Genomic DNA, 17,772 nt, shown 5'->3' on the forward strand with positions numbered 1-17,772 from the left:
TACTTCTGTTCTTTTTAGTGTGTTGATCAATAGCCTTCAATCCTGCGTGCAGCTATGCTGCCAGCGGCTGATCGGCAATCCCGTATTGTAACCGCTCGCCATATGCCGCCTGCGATTCAAAGAAATCGCGCACTGCGTTCCATTGCAGCTGGCAATCCTCGAGGCGGTTCATGCGCTGCCGGAATTGTTCCCCCTCCGGCAGGTCGCGGACATACCATCCGATGTGCTTGCGCGCCGTGCGTACGCCGAGATACTCGCCGTAAAACGCATAGTGCGCCTGCAGATGTTCCAGCATCAGTTCCTGTACTTCGGCCACCATCGGCGCCGGCAGATGCGTGCCGGTGCGCAGGAAGTGGTCGATTTCACGGAAGATCCACGGCCGTCCCTGCGCCGCGCGGCCGATCATGACGGCGTCGGCGCCGGTGACCGCCAGCACGTGTTTTGCGCGCTCGGGCGTGGTGATGTCGCCGTTGGCAACCACCGGGATCTTCACGGCCGCCTTGACGGCGGCAATCGTTTCGTACTCGGCTTCGCCGCTGTAGCCGTCGGCACGCGTGCGGCCGTGCAGCGTCAGCATGGCGATGCCGCTTTGCTCCGCCATGGCGGCAATGGCCAGGGCGTTCTTGTTTTCGCGATTCCAGCCGGTGCGGAATTTCAGCGTCACCGGCACGTCGACCGCATTGACCACCGCGTCGAGAATCTGTCCCACCAGCTTTTCGTTCTGCAACAGGGCCGAGCCGCACCAGCTGTTGCAGACCTTCTTGACCGGGCAGCCCATGTTGATGTCGATGATCTGCGCGCCGCGATCGACGTTGTGCTTCGCGCAATCGGCCAGCATGGCGGGATCGGCGCCGGCGATCTGCACCGCCTTCGGCTCCATCTCACCGTCGTGGTTGGTGCGGCGCGAAGTCTTCTCGCTTTGCCACAGGCGTGGATCCGAGGCCGCCATTTCCGACACGGCGTAACCCGCCCCCAGTTGCTTGCACAACTGACGGAAAGGCCGATCCGTCACACCAGCCATCGGGGCGACGAAAACGTTATTGCGCAGGGAATGCGGGCCGATATTCACAGGTCGATGGACGGTGCGGTCGTGTGGTTGCTGGGGAAGGGCGCTATTTTAGCGCGATTGGTCCTCCGCCCCAACAAGAATCGGTCTTGCAGCGCAGCGGCGACAACACATTGCCGAAGCGACAAGAATTGCCGCCTGGCGCCGTATTTCATCCGACAGAACGCGACTGAAAGCGGATCAGCGATCCACTTCGTCCAGCACGTCGGCCGACAAATGGGCAACATCGGCCCACTGCGCGATGTGCAGGCGCTCGCCGTCCCACTGCATGCGGTTGATGCCAGCGTTGAAGATATCGAAATCGCGTGCGTGCGCGAAGCCGGTCTGGCGCGACCAGCGATAGATGCATTCAAGCACGCCGCCGTGGGTGACGATGGCGATCTTGCGGTGCTGCCGGCTGTTGCTGTGGCGGATCAGGCGCGTGACCGCACCGACGGCGCGCTCGGAGAATTCGCGCATGGTTTCGGCGACGCGTTCGCCGGCAGGATAGCGTGCATCTAGTTCGCGTGCTTTCCAGGCGGCATAGTCTTGCGGATAGCGTTGCGCGATGTCGTGATGCTGCAGGCCTTCGAAGCCGCCGTAGCAACGCTCGCGCAAAGCTTCGTCGATGTGCACGTCCTTGCCTTGCAGCGTTGCCACCGCCTGCGCGGTGTCGCGCGCGCGTTGCAGGTCGCTGGCGTAGATCGCGTCCAGCGGCTCGTTACCGAGCGCCCGACCCAACGCCGCCGCCTGCCGCTGCCCTTCGGCGTTGAGTGGAATGTCGATGTGGCCTTGCAGCCGTTTGTCGACGTTCCAGTCGGTTTCACCGTGGCGGATCAGCAGGATGTCAGTCGTGGCGGGCGTGGCAGTCATGGCGATGTTACTTGATCAGGTCGGGATTGAGCGTGTACGTGCCGGTGATGGCTGCCTGCGCCAGCACATGGCCTTGCAGCGCGTTGTGCACGTCGGTGCCGGTGAACTTGCCGGTGACGGTCAGTTGTTCCTGGTCGATGGCGTACAGCGTGAAGATGTAACGGTGCGCAATTGCGTCGTTCCACGGCGGGCAGGGGCCGTCGTAACCGAAGTAGTCGCCGCTCATGTCGCCATCGCCTGCGAACCAGCTGGTGTAATCGTTGAGGCCGTGGCGCGCGCCCGACAGCGGATCGCCGGGAATCGCCGGACCGGCCTTGCCGCGCGTGGTGACGGCGCTGCTGAATTGCCCCGCAGCCAGTTCGGCGACGCCGGCCGGAATATCGACCAGAGTCCAGTGGAAGAAATCAACGCGCGGCAGATCGGCCGGCACGGTCTTGCCTTCCTGATTGACGTCGTCGCCGCGCGACGGTACATCAGGATCGTGGACCACCAGCACCAGCGACCTGGTGCCGGGAGGCAAATCGCTCCAGGCCAGGTGCGGATTTTTGTTGGACGACAGGGCTACGTGGTTTTTGGGATCGGATACGGCAAAGGCGAATTCGCCCGGAATGACTGCGCCGTCCTGAAAAGAATCGCTCCAGAGTTTCATGTGTGCTCTCCTTTGAAAATCAGCCTGCTGTTGAATATCAAAAAATATCGTCGGGCCGCCGCCGGCGTTACTTACCGCCAACTTGCAGCCAGAATGTGACGGGCCCGTCATTGGTCAGCGAGACCTGCATGTCGGCGCCGAAACGGCCGGTTTCGACCACGCCGTGACGGGCTTTCGCCTGCGTAACGAAATGATCGAACAGGTGCTTGCCTTCCGCCGGCGGCGCCGCCGGCGTGAACGACGGCCGGGTGCCGGAGCGGGTATCGGCCGCCAGCGTGAACTGCGGCACCAGCAGCAAGCCGCCCTGCACGTCGGTCACGCTGCGATTCATCTTGCCGGCTTCGTCGGCGAACACGCGATAGGCCAGCAACTTGGTCAGCAGCGCGTCGGCTTCCCTGACAGTGTCGCCGCGTTCGGCGCAGACCAGCACCATCAAACCGGGGCCGATGGCGCCGACTTGCTCGCCTTCCACTACGACATCAGCTTTGCGGACTCGTTGCAATAATCCGATCATGACGCTGTAACGGTCGCTGTCATTGCGACAAGGTAACGCGGGCGAACTTGCGCTTGCCGACCTGCACCACGAACACGCCGGCTTCAACCTTCAGACCTTTGTCACTGATCACCGTGCCGTCGATGCGCACGCCGCCCTGCTCCACCATGCGCAAGGCCTCTGACGTCGAAGCGCACAGATTGGTCTGCTTGAGCAATTGACCGATGCCCAGCGGCGCGCCGGACAGGCTGACTTCCGGCACGTCGTCCGGAATGCCGCCCTTGGAGCGGTTGACGAAATCGGCCAGCGCGTCTTCAGCTGCCTGCTGCGAGTGGAAGCGCGTGACAATTTCCTGCGCCAGCGCCACCTTGATGTCGCGCGGATTCTTGCCGGCGGCGACGTCGGCCTTGAAGCCGGCGATGTCGGCGATCGAGCGGAACGACAGCAGCTCGTAGTAGCGCCACATCATCACGTCGGAAATGCTCATCACCTTGGCGAACATGGTATTGGCAGGTTCGGTGATACCGATGTAGTTGTTCTTGGACTTGGACATCTTGTCGACGCCGTCCAGGCCTTCCAGCAGCGGCATGGTCAGGATGCATTGCGGCTCCTGGCCGAAATCCTTTTGCAGCTCGCGGCCGACCAGCAGGTTGAACTTCTGGTCGGTGCCGCCCAGTTCAAGGTCCGACTTCAGCGCGACCGAGTCGTAGCCCTGCATCAGCGGATACAGGAATTCATGCACCGAAATCGGCGTGCCTTCCTTGAAGCGCTTAGTGAAATCGTCGCGCTCCATCATGCGCGCCACGGTGTAGCGCGAAGCCAGCTGGATCATGCCGCGGCTGCCGAGCGGATCGCACCATTCGGAGTTGTAACGGATCTCGGTCTTCGCGGCATCAAGCACCAGACTGGCCTGGGCGAAATACGTCTTGGCGTTGACTTCGATCTGCTCGCGCGTCAGCGGCGGGCGGGTGGCATTGCGGCCGGACGGGTCGCCGATCATCGAGGTGAAATCGCCGATCAGGAAGATCACGTTATGACCGAGGTCCTGCAACTGGCGCATCTTGTTCAACACCACGGTGTGACCCAGATGCAGGTCGGGCGCGGTCGGGTCCAGGCCCAGCTTGATGCGCAGCGGCTGGCCGCTCTTTTCGGCGCGCGCCAGCTTTTGCGCAAATTCACTTTCGATGAGCAACTCATCGACGCCGCGCTTGGTGATGGCCAGCGCTTCCTGGACTTTATCGGACAGGGGCAAGGGGGCTTGTGGAGCTTGGGAGGTTGGCTGTTCGGCGTTCATTGATATAACTAAAAAATAGGCTTTTGTAGGACAGTACCGGATTGACGCTTTGCTATAATCGCGCTTTCGTCTTTCTGCCGCACGCCATTTAGAAGCGCAATCAGCAGAGAATTTAGCATTCATCGCCTGTCGAGAATCTGTAAAAAGCGTGCGTCATCGGGGAGTCATTGACGATGCTTGCGGTTGAATGGCAACCTGGTTGGCCGGTACATGTTTCACCATACCGGCAGCGCGGAACGATCCGCCAACTGCATTGCCATCCTGCAACAGGATTCGGAACAAGCGTAAACGGTAGATTTTAACGTATTGCATGTTCCCTAAAGATAAATTCGCGCGCGCCGCTTCCCTGTACCGCACCACCCATCTCTTCTGCCAAGAGAAATTCCACGGTTCTTCCCGCAAGACCAAGATCCTGTCCGCCGGCGCCCTGTTCCTCGGCGCCTTCACGATCGGCGCCGCCGGCTTCGCACCAGCCGAGCCGGACACCTCCGATGCGCCGGTCCACGCCATCGTCAAGGACCTGGCCTTGCCTGATTTACAACAGCAGATCGCGCAACTGGCAGACCGCGAAGAGTTTTACGTCAACGAAGAAAAAGTCCGCTCCGGCGACACGCTGGCAAGCTTGCTGACACGCCTGGGCGTGGACGACGAGGCCGCAGCCAACTTCATCAAGTCCGATACCCTGGCCCGCGCTGTCATGCAGTTGCGCGCCGGCAAGCGCGTGATGGCTCGCACGTCTGAAGACGGCGAGCTGCAACAGCTGACGGCGACACTGAGCGACGGCCGCGACGGTCAAGCGGTCAACAACCTCGTGATCGAACGCAGCGGCGACACCTTCAAGGCCAGCACCGCGCCGGCCGTGCTGGAACGCCGCGTCGAAATGCGCTCCGGCCAGATCCGTTCGTCGCTGTTCGCGGCGACCGACAATGCGCAGATCCCGGACAGCGTGGCGACCCAACTGGTCGACATGTTCTCGACCAACATCAACTTCGCCTCCGACCTGCGCCGCGGCGACCGCTTCAACGTGGTCTATGAAACCTTCTACAACAATGGCGAACCGGTGCGCACCGGCCGCGTGCTGGCAGGCGAATTCAGCAACGCCGGCAATACCTACCAGGCGGTCTGGTTCGATGAACCGGGCAGCAAGATCGGCGGTGGTTATTACTCGTTCGACGGCAAGTCGCTGAAGAAAGCCTTCCTCAAGTCGCCGCTGGCCTTCACGCGTATTTCATCGGGCTTCTCGATGCGCGTGCACCCTATCCTCGGCATCTGGAAGCAGCACACCGGCGTCGACTTTGCGGCGCCGACCGGCACCCCGATCCATGCATCGGGCGACGGCGTGGTTGATTTCGTCGGCAAGCAGAACGGCTACGGCAACATCGTCGTAATCAAGCACTGGAACAATTACTCCACCGCGTACGGCCACATGAGCCGCTTCGCCACCGGCCTGCGCAAGGGCGACAAGATCAGCCAGGGTGAAGTGATCGGCTTTGTCGGCATGACCGGCTGGGCCACCGGTCCGCATTTGCACTACGAATTCCGCGTCAGCAACGTGCCGCGCAATCCGCTGTCGGTTGACGTGCCGAATGCACAACCGCTGGGCGGCGGCCAACTGGCCCGTTTCCGCGCAGTCTCGACCGACATGAACCGCCGCCTGTCGCTGTTGCGTCCTGCCGGCGAGAACGGCAACGTGACCCTGGCGTCGCGCTAAACCGGACTCCCGAACCGCAAAGCCGGTGATGGAATCGCTGTAAAATTGCAGCGACTCCATCACCGGTTTTTTTATGTCCGCCGATCTCTCTTCGCTGCAACGCTCCGCTTCCTCTTCCCTGTATATCGGCCTGATGTCAGGCACCAGCCTCGATGGCGTCGACGGCATGCTGGCTTCGCTGCCGGACGACGGCCAGCCGATGGCGACGCTGGCGACGGCCTATGTACCATTTCCAGAAGATTTGCGCGCGGCGCTGATGGCGCTGCAGGCCAACGGCGAGAATGAATTGCAGCGCGAAGCATTGGCGGCCAACCAGTTGGCCAATTACTACGCCCAATGTGTGGCGCAACTGCTGGAAAAGAGCGCGATCCCGGCAGCCTATATCCGCGCCGTCGGCGTGCACGGACAAACCATCCGCCATCGCCCCGAACTCGGCTATACACGCCAGACCAACAACCCCAGCTTGCTGGCCGAACTGTGCGGCATCGACGTCATCGCCGACTTTCGCAGCCGCGATGTCGCCGCCGGCGGCCAGGGCGCGCCGCTGGTGCCGGCCTTCCATCAGGCTGTGTTCGGTAGCGACGACGAGATGCGCGTGGCGGTCAATATCGGCGGCATCAGCAACATCAGCATCCTGCCGGCCGGCAAGCAAGCCGCCACGTCAGGCTTCGACACCGGTCCCGGCAATGTATTGATGGATGCGTGGATCGCTCGCCACCAAGGCCGAAGCTATGACGCCGACGGCGCCTGGGGCGCGTCCGGAAAAGTGGATGCAGCCCTGCTGGCGGCCTTGCGCAGCGACGACTATTTCGCATTGCCGCCGCCCAAGAGCACCGGCCGCGACCTGTTCCATGTCGAATGGCTGGAGCAGCGCCTGCAAGGTTTCCCATCTCTGCCGCCGGTTGACGTGCAGGCGACGCTGACCGCCTTCACCGCATCTACCATTGCCGACGCCATCGTCGCGCACGCATCCGCTGCCGCAGCGGTCTATGTCTGCGGCGGCGGGGCTTACAACGGGTATTTGCTGGAGTTGCTGGCGCAAGCCTTGCAGGCAGGTGCGGATCGCCCGATTCCGGTCATGTCGACGGAAGTGCTGGGGGTGGCGCCCAATCACGTGGAGGCTTTGGCCTTCGCCTGGCTGGCGCAACGCTTTTGCCTGCGCCTGCCGGGCAATCTGCCTGCCGTCACCGGGGCGCGCGGTCTGCGTGTGCTGGGCGGTCTCTATCCGGCGCAGTAGCTCCCCGCACCGGATCTGATCAATACCGGTAAACCCGGCCGCCGTCCAGGCGCACGCGATCGCCGATGCGCAGATCGCCGGCGCTGTCCTGCGCGAAGGTCTGGGTAGAACCGTCGTTCATGCGCACGCGGATGTTGTAGACCTCACGTCCGCCGTGATTCTTCTGCACCTGATTACCCACCACGGCACCGCCCACCGCACCTGCGACGGTTGCCGCTGTACGTCCGGAGCCGCTGCCGATCTGGTTGCCCAGCAGGCCGCCCACCGCGCCGCCGACCAGCGTACCGCCGACGCCGCTGCTGTTTTCATGCGCCACGTCAATGGCCTCGATGACACCGGTCGCATTGTACGAATACGAAGGCGGCGGCGCGCCCGCGTTGTTGGGTTGCGAACGGTAATCCGGGCCGGCGCAACCGTTGAGGAGCGCCAGCATGCTCAAGCCGATGGCGAGCAGGGAGATGTAATGATGTTTCATTGCCGAAGTCCTTGGTCTGTCTTGCTGTCGGGAAGCGCGCATGCGGCGTGGCTGTACAGGCGGGCTGTGTAGACGTATTGTCGATCGGCATGCCGGACTGCAACATCGGAGAAGCGCTCAAATCCTTGTCAGACATTCCCTGCAGAAAGCGCCCACCGGCGCTGCACAATCTTTCCCGGAAACAAGCCGGAAACCCTGAAAAGCATCTCTAAAGCCCGTCTTCTCTGCGACATGAATGGTAGGTTGCAGATGCAAGATGATTGTTCGGTCGGCGTTTCCGGGGAGATCAGATGCGTCACACGTTTTTGATTTGGTGGGCTGTTGCAGTTTGTGCCGTCATGACAACCACGGCAAACGCGGCGGCTGCAGATGCAACTTCCCAGACCGTGCTGATCGGCGTCATCGGACCGATGAAGATTCCGCGCGGCGAAAGCACCCGCGACGCCGCCCAATTTGCGGTGGACCGGATCAACGCGCAAGGCTTGCGCATCGGCGATAAAAACGTCCAGCTGAAGTTATTCCTGGCGGACGACAAGAACGATCTCAACCTGGCTGTCATCAATGCCCGCGCCGCCGTCGCCGCAGGCGTAGTCGGCGTGATCGGACACCTCACCACCGACGCCAGCATTGCTGCCGCCAAAATCTACAACGAGGCCGGCGTGGCGCAACTGTCGCCGACTGCGGCCGGGCGCGAATTCACGCAGCTGGGTTATTCAACCGTGTTCCAGCTGCTGGGCCATAGCGAGTACACCGCGCAATACCTGGCGGAAACCGCCATCAAGGTGCTGCGCGCCAAACGCATCATGCTGATCGACAATGACACCCTGCTGGGCAAGGCGCTCGCGCGCGGCTTCTTGACTGCTGTGTCGCGCCAGGGAGGCCAGGTCGTCGAGAGTGAAAAAATCAACGCCAAGAGTTCGGATTTCAATGCAGCCATCGCCAAGATCACCAGTAGCGGCGCCGACCTGGTGTTCTTCGCGGGCGTGGCTCCGCAGACCAACGCCTTTGCCACGCGCTTGCGCCAACTAGGCCTGCAAACCCGATTGTTGCTGGCCGGCGGCGCCATCAACCCGCTCTTTCCGCGCAAGACCGAGGAATATCCCGAAGGCACGCTGGTGCTGGTCAACGGCAATCCGGTGGAGAAGGTGCAGAATTTCAAACGGCTGGAGCAAGCTTATCGGGAGAGATACACGTCGCCGCTGATACCGCAGACCTGGTTCGCCTACGACGCGGTGGACATGCTGGCGGAGGCCATGAAGCGCGCCGGATCGACCAATCCGCGCCTGCTGTCGCCGATCCTGCATCAGATGAAATTCAATGGGCTGTCCGGGCCGATCTCGTTCGCAGCCGACGGCAGCCTGATAGCGCCGCCTTACACCTTGTATCGTGCGGAACAAGGTAGCTGGAAGACCCTCAATACGCTGCCCTGAAGAAAAAAATCAGTTCAACCAGCCGCGCCGGCGGAAATACCAGAACGGCGCTATCGCCGAGGCGATCATCATCAAGATCGCCACCGGATAGCCGCCGGCCCAATGCAGCTCCGGCATCCAGTCGAAGTTCATGCCGTAAATGCTGGCGATCAGCGTCGGCGGCAGGAAGGCGACCGAGGCCACCGAGAAGATCTTGATGATCTTGTTCTGGTTGATGTTGATGAAGCCGACGGTGGCGTCCATCAAGAAGTTGATCTTGTCGAACAGGAAGGCGGTGTGGCCGTCCAGCGATTCGATGTCGCGCAAAATCTGGCGCGCATCCTCGAACTGGTCCGAACTGAGCAGGCGGCCGCGCATCAGGAAGCTGACCGCGCGGCGCGTATCCATCATGTTGCGGCGGATGCGGCCGTTCAAATCTTCTTCGTGGGCGATGGCGTTGAGCACTTCGGCGGCGGCCTGGTCGGACAGGCTTTTCTTGAGCACGCTGTGGCTGACCGTTTCGAGCTTCTGGTAAATGCCTTCAAGCGCGTCGGCCGAATACTCGGCGTCGGTTTCGTACAAATCCAGCAGCACATCGCGGTAGTCGCCGATCGAACCGGGGCGCGAACGGGCGCGCATGCGCACCAGGCGGAACACCGGCAAGTCTTCGGCATGCATGGAAAACAGGATGTTGCGCGCCAGGATGAAGGCCACCGTCATGGTGGCCGAGGTGTCGTCGTCGCCTTCGAACAGAAAGTCGGTGCGCAGGTGCAGGTCGCCGTTCTCCGCTTCGAAATAACGCGCCGACGCTTCGATGTCGCTGAATTCGTCTTCGTCGGGCAGCGTCACGCCATAAATGCTCTTGACCCAGTCGCGCTCCTCATCAGTCGGCTCGGTCAGGTCGACCCAGACCGGCGCGATGGTTTCCAGATCGCTGCGGCTGTCGATGTTGACCTGGTTCAGTCGACCGTTCTGCAAAACAAAAACATTAATCATGTGATCTCACTGTCAGGACAAGACGACTGAGGATGCCGGATGGGCCAGATAACAAAAAATTGCAGAATCGACATGCTCTGCAATGGGCCGCCCGCGAAACGAACGCAAGTGTACGTTTTAGCTCCACGGCAGGCAAGCACGTTCCTGCAGCGGCAGCGTCCGGACGCCTTATTTCTTCGCCGCAGGCTTGGCGGCGGGCTTGGCCGCGGGCTTTTCCACCGGTTTGGCCGGCGGCAGTTCGGCGCCGTTCATGCGGCGCAGGATCAGGCCGGTACGATTGGCGAGGTAAGCCGAGCCGGGATTCTTGTCGTAAAAACGCGGCCGCGGCAGCATCACCGCCAGCCGTGCAGCCTGGCTGGGGCCGAGATTGGCGGCGGGCGCGCCGTAGTAATGCAGCGACGCGGCTTCGGCGCCGAATACGCCGTTGCCCCACTCCACCACATTGAGATAGATCTCGAAGATGCGTTGCTTGTCCATCAGGAACTCAAGCATGTATGTGATGATGAATTCCTGCGCCTTGCGCAGGTAGCTGCGTTCGCCCGACAGGAACAGATTCTTGGCCAACTGCTGGGTAATGGTGGAGCCGCCGGCGACCACCTTGCCCTTCTTGGTGTTCTTTTCGTAGGCTTTTTGCAGCGCGTCCCAGTCCACCCCTTCGTGTTCGGAAAAGTTGGAATCCTCCGACGCAATGATGGCGCGCTTGAGGTTGTTGGAAATGCGGTTGTACGGCACCCACTTGAATTGCAATTGCGCCTTGGGATTCTTTTCCTGCAGCAGCGACAACTGCTGCCGCATGAAGCTGGTGGACTCGGGATTATGGTCGACCCACCACCAGATCTGCACGAAGAAATACAGTTGCAGCAGGAACAGCAAGGTGACCGGCAATACGATCAGCCACAGGAACAGCTTGCGCAGGAGCTTCATTTTCTGATGTTGTTATATGGAGTGTTTGGCGTGATTCGGACAAGCCTAGTCGGTGGCGGGCAAAGCTGCAAGCGGTCGCTTCACTATTTCCTCGCGCGATTTTCCTGTTGCCCAAGCTGCTGGCGCAACGCGCGGAAGACCTCGGCGGTTTCCGGCCGCACCCCGCGCCACAAAAAGAAGGATTCAGCAGCCTGCTCCACCAGCATGCCGAGACCATCGCGCGCGACTGCGCCGTGGCGATGGGCAAACTCCATGAACACCGTGGGCTGCTTGCCATACATCATGTCGTAGGCCAGCGTGGCGCCGGAAAACACGCTCGCAGGCAGTGGCGGCACGTCGGCGTCGAGGCTGGCGGAGGTGGCGTTGATGATGACGTCGAAGCCGGCTTGCAGGGCGGTGAATTCGGCCGCCTCAAGCTTGCCGAATTCGGCGAATTGCGCGGCCAGTTCCTGCGCCTTGGCGGGGGTGCGATTGGCGATGGTCAGCACAGCCGGTTGCTGCTCCAGCAACGGCAACAGCGCGCCGCGCGCGGCTCCGCCCGCGCCCAGCAGCAATACCCGTTTGCCGGCCAGCGAGACGCCGGCGTTGTGCACAATGTCGGCCACCAGTCCCGCGCCGTCGGTGTTGTCGCCCAGAATCACGCCGCTTTCGAATTTGAGTGTATTGACCGCGCCGGCCAGCCGCGCTCGCTCGGTCAGGTGATCGGCCAGCGCATGGGCGTCAAGCTTGAACGGCACCGTGACGTTGGCGCCCTTGCCGCCGTTGGCGATGAACACCTTGACCGCCGCCTTAAAACCTTGCAGCGGGGCCAGCAGGCGCTCGTAGCTCAGTTGCTGGCCGGTCTGCGCGGCGAACTGCGCATGGATTTCAGGCGATTTGCTGTGGGCAATCGGATTGCCGATAACGACGTATGCATCCATGGAGGTACCTGCCTTCTTGTGTTCTTGGAGCCGCTCTTAGTTGGAACTGCTCAGGTCGGTCTGCAACGTCTCTTCACGCGTGAAGCGGAAGCGCGTGATGACTTCCCAGATGTCGTCCTTGCCGCCGGTGGTGCGCATGTTGTCGGGGAAGCGGCCGAACGGCGCCGAGCGCCGTACGATCGTCAGCGCCGCCGCGTCCAGTGCCAGGTTGCCGGAACTGCGTTCTACCCGCACGCCGCCTTCCTTGTCGTAAATGCTGCCGTCCTGGTACACCGGGATGTATATCACCAGCTCGCCATACAGCTTCTTGCCGTCCCGCTGCGGGAAATTCAGCGTGCCGATTTTTTCGATCTTTTCCTGCAGGGCCTTGTAATACATCGCGTAGCCGGCTTCACGCGTGCGTGCGGTGATCTGGGTCTTCTTCGGCCGCTTGTTGTATTCCTCGATATTCTTGGCAACCTCGGCTTCCATGCGCGCGACCGCCTTGGCGGTGTCGAGCAGGTCCTTGGCGTTCAGCTGTGGCTGCACTTCCTTGTGCGGTTCGCGCTCGGGCGTGGCGACCACGGGCGCCTTCTTGTTCATCTGCGCCAGGATTTTCTGCTGCTGCGCTTCGAGCTCGGCCACCTTGCGCTGCGCTGCCTTGACGCTGTCGCCGGTCTCGACCTTGCGCATGTCCGGCAAGGGGGACTTGGCGCGCCCTTGGTTGGCGTTGCCGCCGCCGTCGAGGTTGGCCTGCGCAATCGCATCGGCCTTGACCGGCGCCTTGTCATGCTTGGCATTGACCAGGATCACTTCCAGCCCGGGATCGGCCGGCTTCAGACGGAACGCATCCGGCGCGGCAAACCGCACCGCCAGCAGGGCCGCGTGCACCAGCACGGACCCGGCGAGGGCGATGGTCAGGAAGCGGTTTTCAGCAAAAAATTTCACAGGTGCATGAACCAGATTAAAACGCGATTTTACGACAAAGACCGGCTCATTCCGCAGCGGAAGGCGTGCCTGCGGTTTGATCGCCGGCGACTGGTTCGGCTTCATCGGCTTCGTCGGCTGCATCGGTCTCATCTGCAACAGGCTCCTCGGCGCCGTCGGCAGCATTCGCCATGCCATCGAGCAAAGCCTCGTCGTCGTCGTCCATTTGTTCGGCGTCGGCAGCCGGCTGTGCGGTCGGGATGTCGAGCAGGCGTGCTTCCACGGTCAGGTCGACTTCATCCCAGCGCAACAGATCCAATTTGACCTGCAGGCCGCGCGCAACCTGCGGCATGCCGGGCAAACGAATCACCAGCGGGATATCGACCAGACGCAGGATTTCGTCCTTGAGCACGACGGCGTCGACCTGGCGCGCTTGCTCTTGCGCCAGCCAGCGCAGGCACCAGTAACGCTCCATGCCGGACTGGAAGTCGGCATAGCCGGAGTACGCCGAATCGAAGGCCGAGACGATGGCGAACAAGTCGGCGTCGCGCGGCTTGAACGGCGCCGCCAGCGGCGCGGTCACACCATGTTCCAGGCAGGCCAGGATCTGCCACTGATTGACCAGATCGGTATAGCGGCGCAGCGGCGAGGTGCTCCACGCATATTGGTCCACACCCAGACCCTGATGCGGTGCCGCGTGCGTGACCATGCGTACCTGCATCTTGGCAGCCCAGCCACCGGCGCCGCCACCCTGTGCGCGGTAGATGCCAGGCACGCCGTGGTCGGCCATGAACTTGCCCCAGGTGCTGTTGGCGAAGATCATCAGCTCGGCGACGATCTTGTCGAGCGGCGCGCCGCGCTTGCGGCGCGTGATGGTGACCACGTCGTTGTCGACGTAGAAGTTGAAATCGACGCGGTTGTTCTGCTCCGGACGCAGGCCGAAACTTTCGCGCTTGGCCATGCGGCCCTGCTCCAGCACCTGCACCCATTGCCACAGCAAGCCGATGTCGTCCTTGTGCGGATACTCGCCGCTGTTGTTCGCCAGCGCTTCTTCGGTGACCAGCGCATCGAGATCGTTGTGACGCAGATTGGCGGAAATCGGCACGATCTCCGCGCGCGTCTCGGTCGAGATCACCGACCAGTCGACCGGGTTGAGCGTCGCATACAGCGACAGCGCCGGGCAGTTCTTGCCTTCGTCGAGCGTGAAGGCTTCGACCAGCACGTCGGGCAGCATGGTGATCTTTTCGCCCGGCATGTAGACGGTCGACATGCGTTGGCGCGCGAGCGCATCAAGCGCGTCGTCGCGCTTGATGCCGAGGCCGGGCGCGGCGATGTGGATGCCGACGCGCACGTTGCCGTCGGCCAGCCTGACCACCGACAGCGCGTCGTCGATTTCGGTGGTGGTGACGTCGTCGATCGAGAATGCCTGCACGTCGGCCAGCGGCAGATCCTTGGGCACGGGGGGAATCGTCACGTCAGGGAAGCCGCTGCCTTTCGGGAAGAACTCGAAAAGGAATTTGGCGTAATGCAAATCCTTGGGCGAAGCCAGCCCGCCGGTTTGCAGCATGAGGCGCTGCGGCGTGGTCTGCAATTCCTTGCAGGCGGCGTCGAGGGCCTTGAATTCGATGCTGTTCTTGTCGGGACGGAACAGCAAGGTCAACGCCAGCGGCTTGAATGCATCGGGCAACTTGCCGGCCTTCAACTCGTCGACGTATTGCGCCTGCACCAACGCCTGCTGCTTCTTCTTTTCCAGACCGGCCTGGGCCGCCTGCAGCGAAGCCAGCGGCGCCGCCTTGTAGCGACCCTTGCCCTTCTTGTAAAAATAAATCGGCGCTGAATGCAGGCGCAGCAACAGGCCGGCCGCTTCGTGCGGCAGCGGCGCGTGGCCAAAATACTCAGTGCCCAGCTCGGCGAAACCGAACTCGTCTTCGCCCGCGACTTCCCACAGGAAATCGAGGTCAATGTCCTGCAGGATGATTTGCGCGTCTTCCAGCAACTTGGCCGGAGCCGGCGATGCGAATTGCAGCATCACGTCCTTGGACTTGACCTTGGTGCGCTTGCCGGAAGCCATTTCGACCTGATAGGCCTCGCCTTGCTGCGACAGCACGGCGCCAGCCTTGAAATCGCCGGATTCTTCAAAAAATAAATTCATCGGGTGCTTGCTTGCGTATTCAATGCCATCAGTTTGCTGAGGGCGGGTAAAAAAACATCGGTCACCAGCATGACGCTGCCGTGGCGACGGAACAGGGAGCGGCGCGCATACAGCGGAAGCTGGGGCGGCGCCTTGGAATGAAGATCAATCACGGTGCCGATACGGCGCACCAGCGGATGATTGGCATGCAGGCGCGCGTACTGCAGCGGCGCGCGCGCGACCAGCGGATCGGAAAACAGACTGGCGCCCAGCGGCCGTACACCGAGATGGCGGAAGAACGGCCACGCCGAGGCGGACGCCAGCGGCGTCACCGTGTGGCCGAAGATCACGGGTTCGCCGTCGCAATACAGAATCACGTCGCGTTCTTCGACAGGCTGGCGCGGTGTCGCCAGGCCGAGGAAGCCGGCCTCATCGGCTAGCGCATTGCCGGGACGCTGACGCAGGCGCAGCACGCGCAATTCATTGCAGCGGGCGCGCAGCTTGAACGTCATCGAACCGGGATCGGTCAGCCATGCGCGCAACAGCGGCGCCGGTTGCAGCGCATTGGCATGGTCGAACCAATGCGCGTGGGTCTTCTTCATCATCAGCTTAGCGCCTCGCCACCGTCTTGCAAGGCATTCGATGCATCAGGCGACATGCCGCAAAACGCCAGCACGCTGTCGGCATAGTCGGCAAATCCGGCGATGCCATGGTCGCTGCCCTGGATCACGGTCTGCCGTGCGCCGGGATAATGCGCCACCATCTCGCGCCAGTCCAGCACCTCGTCGCCGGTGGCGGCGATCAGGAAATAACGTTCGGGCCGGGTGATCTTGTCCACCACCAAGACGCGGAGTTCGTCGATATAGGCATGCTTGAACTCGAACGGTTCGTCGGAATGGTAGTGCGTGGTCACGCCGACGTAGGATTCCAGATCGCGCGGCGGCTTGACGGCGGGATTGAGCAACACGGCGCGGCAGCCCAGATGCTCGGCCAGCCACGTCGCGTAAAAGCCACCCAGCGACGAGCCGATCACGGTCAGTTGTTCCGGCGGGAACTGTTCAGCGTAATCCAGCGCCAGCCGGATTGCTTCAGCAGGCGAAGCCGGCAGTTGCGGACAGTAATATTCATCCGCGCGTCCCAATGCCTGCAGGCGTTCGGCCATGTGGCGCGCCTTGAAGGAATGCGGTGACGAACGAAAGCCGTGCAGATACAAAATCATGCCAGCGCGTCCAGCAACTTCTGATGGACGCCGCCGAAACCGCCGTTGCTCATGACCAGGACGTGGTCGCCCGAACGCGCAGCCTGCTTGATGGCCTGCACCAGCGCGCCGAGGTCATCGAAGGCGCGGGCCTTCTCGCCCAGCGGAGACAGCGCTTGCGCCAGGTCCCAGCCCAGGGCTTCCTTGCCGGAGCCCTTGGCGCCGTAGCCGAACACCAGATCGGCATCCGCCAGGCTGGCCGGCAAGGCGTCTTTCATGGTGCCCAGCTTCATGGTGTTGGAACGCGGCTCCAGCACGGCGAGGATGCGCCCGCCGCCGTCCTTGCCGACCTTCTTGCGCAGGCCGGCCACCGTGGTGGTGATGGCGGTCGGATGATGTGCAAAATCGTCGTAGACGGCGATGCCGTTGACGGTGCCGCGCAGCTCCATGCGGCGTTTGACGTTTTCAAACTTTTCCAGCGCGGCGATCGCCTGCGCTGCCGGCACGCCGACGTGACGCGCGGCGGCGATTGCCGCCAACGCGTTCATGCGGTTGTGTTCACCGGTCAGCGACCAGTTGACCGTGCCTTGCGGCACGCCGTTGAAGCCGATGTCAAAGCTGCCGTCGTCATGGGTGGCGAGCGACCAGCCGGTTTGGCCGGCTTCCACGCCGAAATTTTCATGCTCGCTCCAGCAGCCGCGCTCAATCACGCGCTCCAGCGCCGGCTCGCGGCCATTGACGACCAGCCGGCCGATACCGGGTACGGTGCGCACCAGATGATGGAATTGGGTTTCGATCGCCGTCAGATCGGGGAAGATATCGGCGTGATCGTATTCCAGATTGTTCAGGATCGCGGTCTTGGCGTGGTAGTGCACGAACTTGCTGCGCTTGTCGAAGAAGGCGGTGTCGTACTCGTCGGCTTCGATGACGAAGAAGATGGAGTCTTCCTTCTTGCCGTTCCTGACGCCGGACAAGCGCGCGGAAATGCCGAAGTTCATCGGCACGCCGCCGATAAGGAAGCCCGGCGCGTAACCGGCGTCTTCGAGAATCCAGGCCAGCATGGCCGAGGTGGTGGTCTTGCCGTGCGTGCCGGCCACTGCCAGCACCCATTTATCGCGCAGGATGTGGTTGCCCATCCATTCCGGGCCGGACACGTAAGGCAAGCCACGGTTGAGGATTTCTTCCATGAGCGGGTTGCCGCGCGAGACCACGTTGCCGATGACGAACAGATCGGGTTGCAAGGCGACTTGCTCCGGATCAAACCCCTGGATCAACTCGATGCCTTGCGCCTCCAGCTGGGTGCTCATCGGCGGGTAGACATTGGCGTCGCAGCCGGTGACCTTGTGGCCGGCTTCTTTCGCCAGAACCGCCAGACCGCCCATGAAAGTGCCGCAAATGCCGAGGATGTGAATGTGCATAGTGAATCTTGATAAGGAATCCCGAGATTTTACCTGACGTGGCGGCCTCCACGACGATCATCTCGCCGCCGGGGACCCGATTGCTGATTGACG

General features: G+C 62.1%; 17 protein-coding genes. 3 read left to right on the forward strand and 14 right to left on the reverse strand.

Annotated features, from left to right (window positions below; translation table 11 throughout):
- Window positions 1–52: 52 nt before the first annotated feature.
- The 5 genes from dusB to tyrS all read right to left on the reverse strand — a co-directional run bounded on the left by dusB (window position 53) and on the right by tyrS (window position 4,354).
- Entirely contained in the window at window positions 53–1,069 is a 1,017-nt protein-coding gene (gene dusB, locus ACIROY_RS18580) for a tRNA dihydrouridine synthase DusB (protein WP_402275494.1), read from the reverse strand.
- A gap of 177 nt (window positions 1,070–1,246) precedes the next feature.
- Window positions 1,247–1,918, reverse strand: a complete 672-nt coding sequence (locus ACIROY_RS18585) for a histidine phosphatase family protein (protein ID WP_402275497.1) — start codon at window positions 1,916–1,918, stop codon at window positions 1,247–1,249.
- A 7-nt stretch (window positions 1,919–1,925) separates the two neighbouring features.
- The gene (locus ACIROY_RS18590) at window positions 1,926–2,567 is read right to left on the reverse strand and encodes a YbhB/YbcL family Raf kinase inhibitor-like protein (protein WP_402275499.1); all 642 of its coding nucleotides are present in this window, start codon (window positions 2,565–2,567) and stop codon (window positions 1,926–1,928) included.
- Between the two features lie 67 nt (window positions 2,568–2,634).
- A complete protein-coding gene (dtd, locus tag ACIROY_RS18595) occupies window positions 2,635–3,081 on the reverse strand; it encodes a D-aminoacyl-tRNA deacylase (protein WP_402343156.1) in 447 nt (148 codons plus the stop codon).
- A 19-nt stretch (window positions 3,082–3,100) separates the two neighbouring features.
- Window positions 3,101–4,354, reverse strand: coding sequence for a tyrosine--tRNA ligase (gene tyrS / locus ACIROY_RS18600; RefSeq protein WP_402275504.1), 1,254 nt, complete (start codon window positions 4,352–4,354; stop codon window positions 3,101–3,103).
- A gap of 310 nt (window positions 4,355–4,664) precedes the next feature.
- On the opposite strand from tyrS, the gene ACIROY_RS18605 reads away from it, so the two are divergent.
- Both ACIROY_RS18605 and ACIROY_RS18610 read left to right on the forward strand, forming a co-directional pair.
- Window positions 4,665–6,065: a peptidoglycan DD-metalloendopeptidase family protein gene (locus ACIROY_RS18605; RefSeq protein ID WP_402343159.1), complete on the forward strand. Its 1,401-nt coding sequence runs from the start codon at window positions 4,665–4,667 to the stop codon at window positions 6,063–6,065.
- Window positions 6,066–6,138: 73 nt separating this feature from the next.
- Window positions 6,139–7,302, forward strand: a complete 1,164-nt coding sequence (locus ACIROY_RS18610) for an anhydro-N-acetylmuramic acid kinase (RefSeq protein ID WP_402343162.1) — start codon at window positions 6,139–6,141, stop codon at window positions 7,300–7,302.
- A gap of 19 nt (window positions 7,303–7,321) precedes the next feature.
- Here ACIROY_RS18610 and ACIROY_RS18615 read toward each other — a convergent pair whose 3' ends face one another.
- Complete coding sequence (locus ACIROY_RS18615) at window positions 7,322–7,777, reverse strand: glycine zipper 2TM domain-containing protein (RefSeq protein ID WP_402343165.1); 456 nt, start codon at window positions 7,775–7,777, stop codon at window positions 7,322–7,324.
- 338 nt (window positions 7,778–8,115) lie between these two features.
- Between ACIROY_RS18615 and ACIROY_RS18620 the strand changes: the two genes are divergently transcribed.
- A complete protein-coding gene (locus ACIROY_RS18620) occupies window positions 8,116–9,207 on the forward strand; it encodes a branched-chain amino acid ABC transporter substrate-binding protein (RefSeq protein WP_402275515.1) in 1,092 nt (363 codons plus the stop codon).
- Window positions 9,208–9,216: 9 nt separating this feature from the next.
- On the opposite strand, the gene corA is transcribed toward ACIROY_RS18620, so the two are convergent.
- The 8 genes from corA to mpl form a co-directional block, all read right to left on the reverse strand.
- Entirely contained in the window at window positions 9,217–10,182 is a 966-nt protein-coding gene (gene corA / locus ACIROY_RS18625) for a magnesium/cobalt transporter CorA (RefSeq protein WP_402275517.1), read from the reverse strand.
- A gap of 168 nt (window positions 10,183–10,350) precedes the next feature.
- Window positions 10,351–11,106, reverse strand: coding sequence for a monofunctional biosynthetic peptidoglycan transglycosylase (mtgA, locus tag ACIROY_RS18630; RefSeq protein WP_402275519.1), 756 nt, complete (start codon window positions 11,104–11,106; stop codon window positions 10,351–10,353).
- Window positions 11,107–11,189: 83 nt separating this feature from the next.
- On the reverse strand, window positions 11,190–12,026 hold the full coding sequence (gene aroE, locus ACIROY_RS18635; protein WP_402343168.1) for a shikimate dehydrogenase: 837 nt from the start codon (window positions 12,024–12,026) through the stop codon (window positions 11,190–11,192).
- 36 nt (window positions 12,027–12,062) lie between these two features.
- On the reverse strand, window positions 12,063–12,953 hold the full coding sequence (locus ACIROY_RS18640) for a TonB C-terminal domain-containing protein (RefSeq protein ID WP_116436656.1): 891 nt from the start codon (window positions 12,951–12,953) through the stop codon (window positions 12,063–12,065).
- 46 nt (window positions 12,954–12,999) lie between these two features.
- Window positions 13,000–15,084, reverse strand: coding sequence for a ribonuclease catalytic domain-containing protein (locus ACIROY_RS18645; RefSeq protein ID WP_402343171.1), 2,085 nt, complete (start codon window positions 15,082–15,084; stop codon window positions 13,000–13,002).
- Window positions 15,081–15,668 carry a chorismate--pyruvate lyase family protein gene (locus ACIROY_RS18650; protein WP_402275526.1) on the reverse strand — a complete coding sequence of 196 codons (588 nt, stop codon included), beginning with the start codon at window positions 15,666–15,668 and terminating at the stop codon, window positions 15,081–15,083. The genes ACIROY_RS18645 and ACIROY_RS18650 overlap by 4 nt, the downstream gene beginning before the upstream one ends.
- Window positions 15,668–16,282, reverse strand: a complete 615-nt coding sequence (locus tag ACIROY_RS18655) for a YqiA/YcfP family alpha/beta fold hydrolase (protein ID WP_402343174.1) — start codon at window positions 16,280–16,282, stop codon at window positions 15,668–15,670. The genes ACIROY_RS18650 and ACIROY_RS18655 overlap by 1 nt, the downstream gene beginning before the upstream one ends.
- The gene (gene mpl / locus ACIROY_RS18660; RefSeq protein WP_402343177.1) at window positions 16,279–17,679 is read right to left on the reverse strand and encodes a UDP-N-acetylmuramate:L-alanyl-gamma-D-glutamyl-meso-diaminopimelate ligase; all 1,401 of its coding nucleotides are present in this window, start codon (window positions 17,677–17,679) and stop codon (window positions 16,279–16,281) included. The genes ACIROY_RS18655 and mpl overlap by 4 nt, the downstream gene beginning before the upstream one ends.
- Window positions 17,680–17,772 lie beyond the last annotated feature (93 nt).

This window comes from Herbaspirillum sp. NPDC101396 (assembly GCF_044767365.1).
In the GTDB taxonomy this organism is placed as follows: Bacteria; Pseudomonadota; Gammaproteobacteria; order Burkholderiales; family Burkholderiaceae_D; genus Herbaspirillum.

Coding starts and splice junctions, on each gene's coding strand:
- ACIROY_RS18585 (WP_402275497.1), bottom strand. CDS start 1,918: ATGACTGCCACGCCCGCCACGACTGACATCCTGCTGATCCGCCACGGT.
- ACIROY_RS18590 (WP_402275499.1), bottom strand. CDS start 2,567: ATGAAACTCTGGAGCGATTCTTTTCAGGACGGCGCAGTCATTCCGGGC.
- dtd (WP_402343156.1), bottom strand. CDS start 3,081: ATGATCGGATTATTGCAACGAGTCCGCAAAGCTGATGTCGTAGTGGAA.
- tyrS (WP_402275504.1), bottom strand. CDS start 4,354: ATGAACGCCGAACAGCCAACCTCCCAAGCTCCACAAGCCCCCTTGCCC.
- ACIROY_RS18605 (WP_402343159.1), top strand. CDS start 4,665: ATGTTCCCTAAAGATAAATTCGCGCGCGCCGCTTCCCTGTACCGCACC.
- ACIROY_RS18610 (WP_402343162.1), top strand. CDS start 6,139: ATGTCCGCCGATCTCTCTTCGCTGCAACGCTCCGCTTCCTCTTCCCTG.
- ACIROY_RS18615 (WP_402343165.1), bottom strand. CDS start 7,777: ATGAAACATCATTACATCTCCCTGCTCGCCATCGGCTTGAGCATGCTG.
- ACIROY_RS18620 (WP_402275515.1), top strand. CDS start 8,116: ATGACAACCACGGCAAACGCGGCGGCTGCAGATGCAACTTCCCAGACC.
- corA (WP_402275517.1), bottom strand. CDS start 10,182: ATGATTAATGTTTTTGTTTTGCAGAACGGTCGACTGAACCAGGTCAAC.
- mtgA (WP_402275519.1), bottom strand. CDS start 11,106: ATGAAGCTCCTGCGCAAGCTGTTCCTGTGGCTGATCGTATTGCCGGTC.
- aroE (WP_402343168.1), bottom strand. CDS start 12,026: ATGGATGCATACGTCGTTATCGGCAATCCGATTGCCCACAGCAAATCG.
- ACIROY_RS18645 (WP_402343171.1), bottom strand. CDS start 15,084: ATGAATTTATTTTTTGAAGAATCCGGCGATTTCAAGGCTGGCGCCGTG.
- ACIROY_RS18650 (WP_402275526.1), bottom strand. CDS start 15,668: ATGATGAAGAAGACCCACGCGCATTGGTTCGACCATGCCAATGCGCTG.
- ACIROY_RS18655 (WP_402343174.1), bottom strand. CDS start 16,282: ATGATTTTGTATCTGCACGGCTTTCGTTCGTCACCGCATTCCTTCAAG.
- mpl (WP_402343177.1), bottom strand. CDS start 17,679: ATGCACATTCACATCCTCGGCATTTGCGGCACTTTCATGGGCGGTCTG.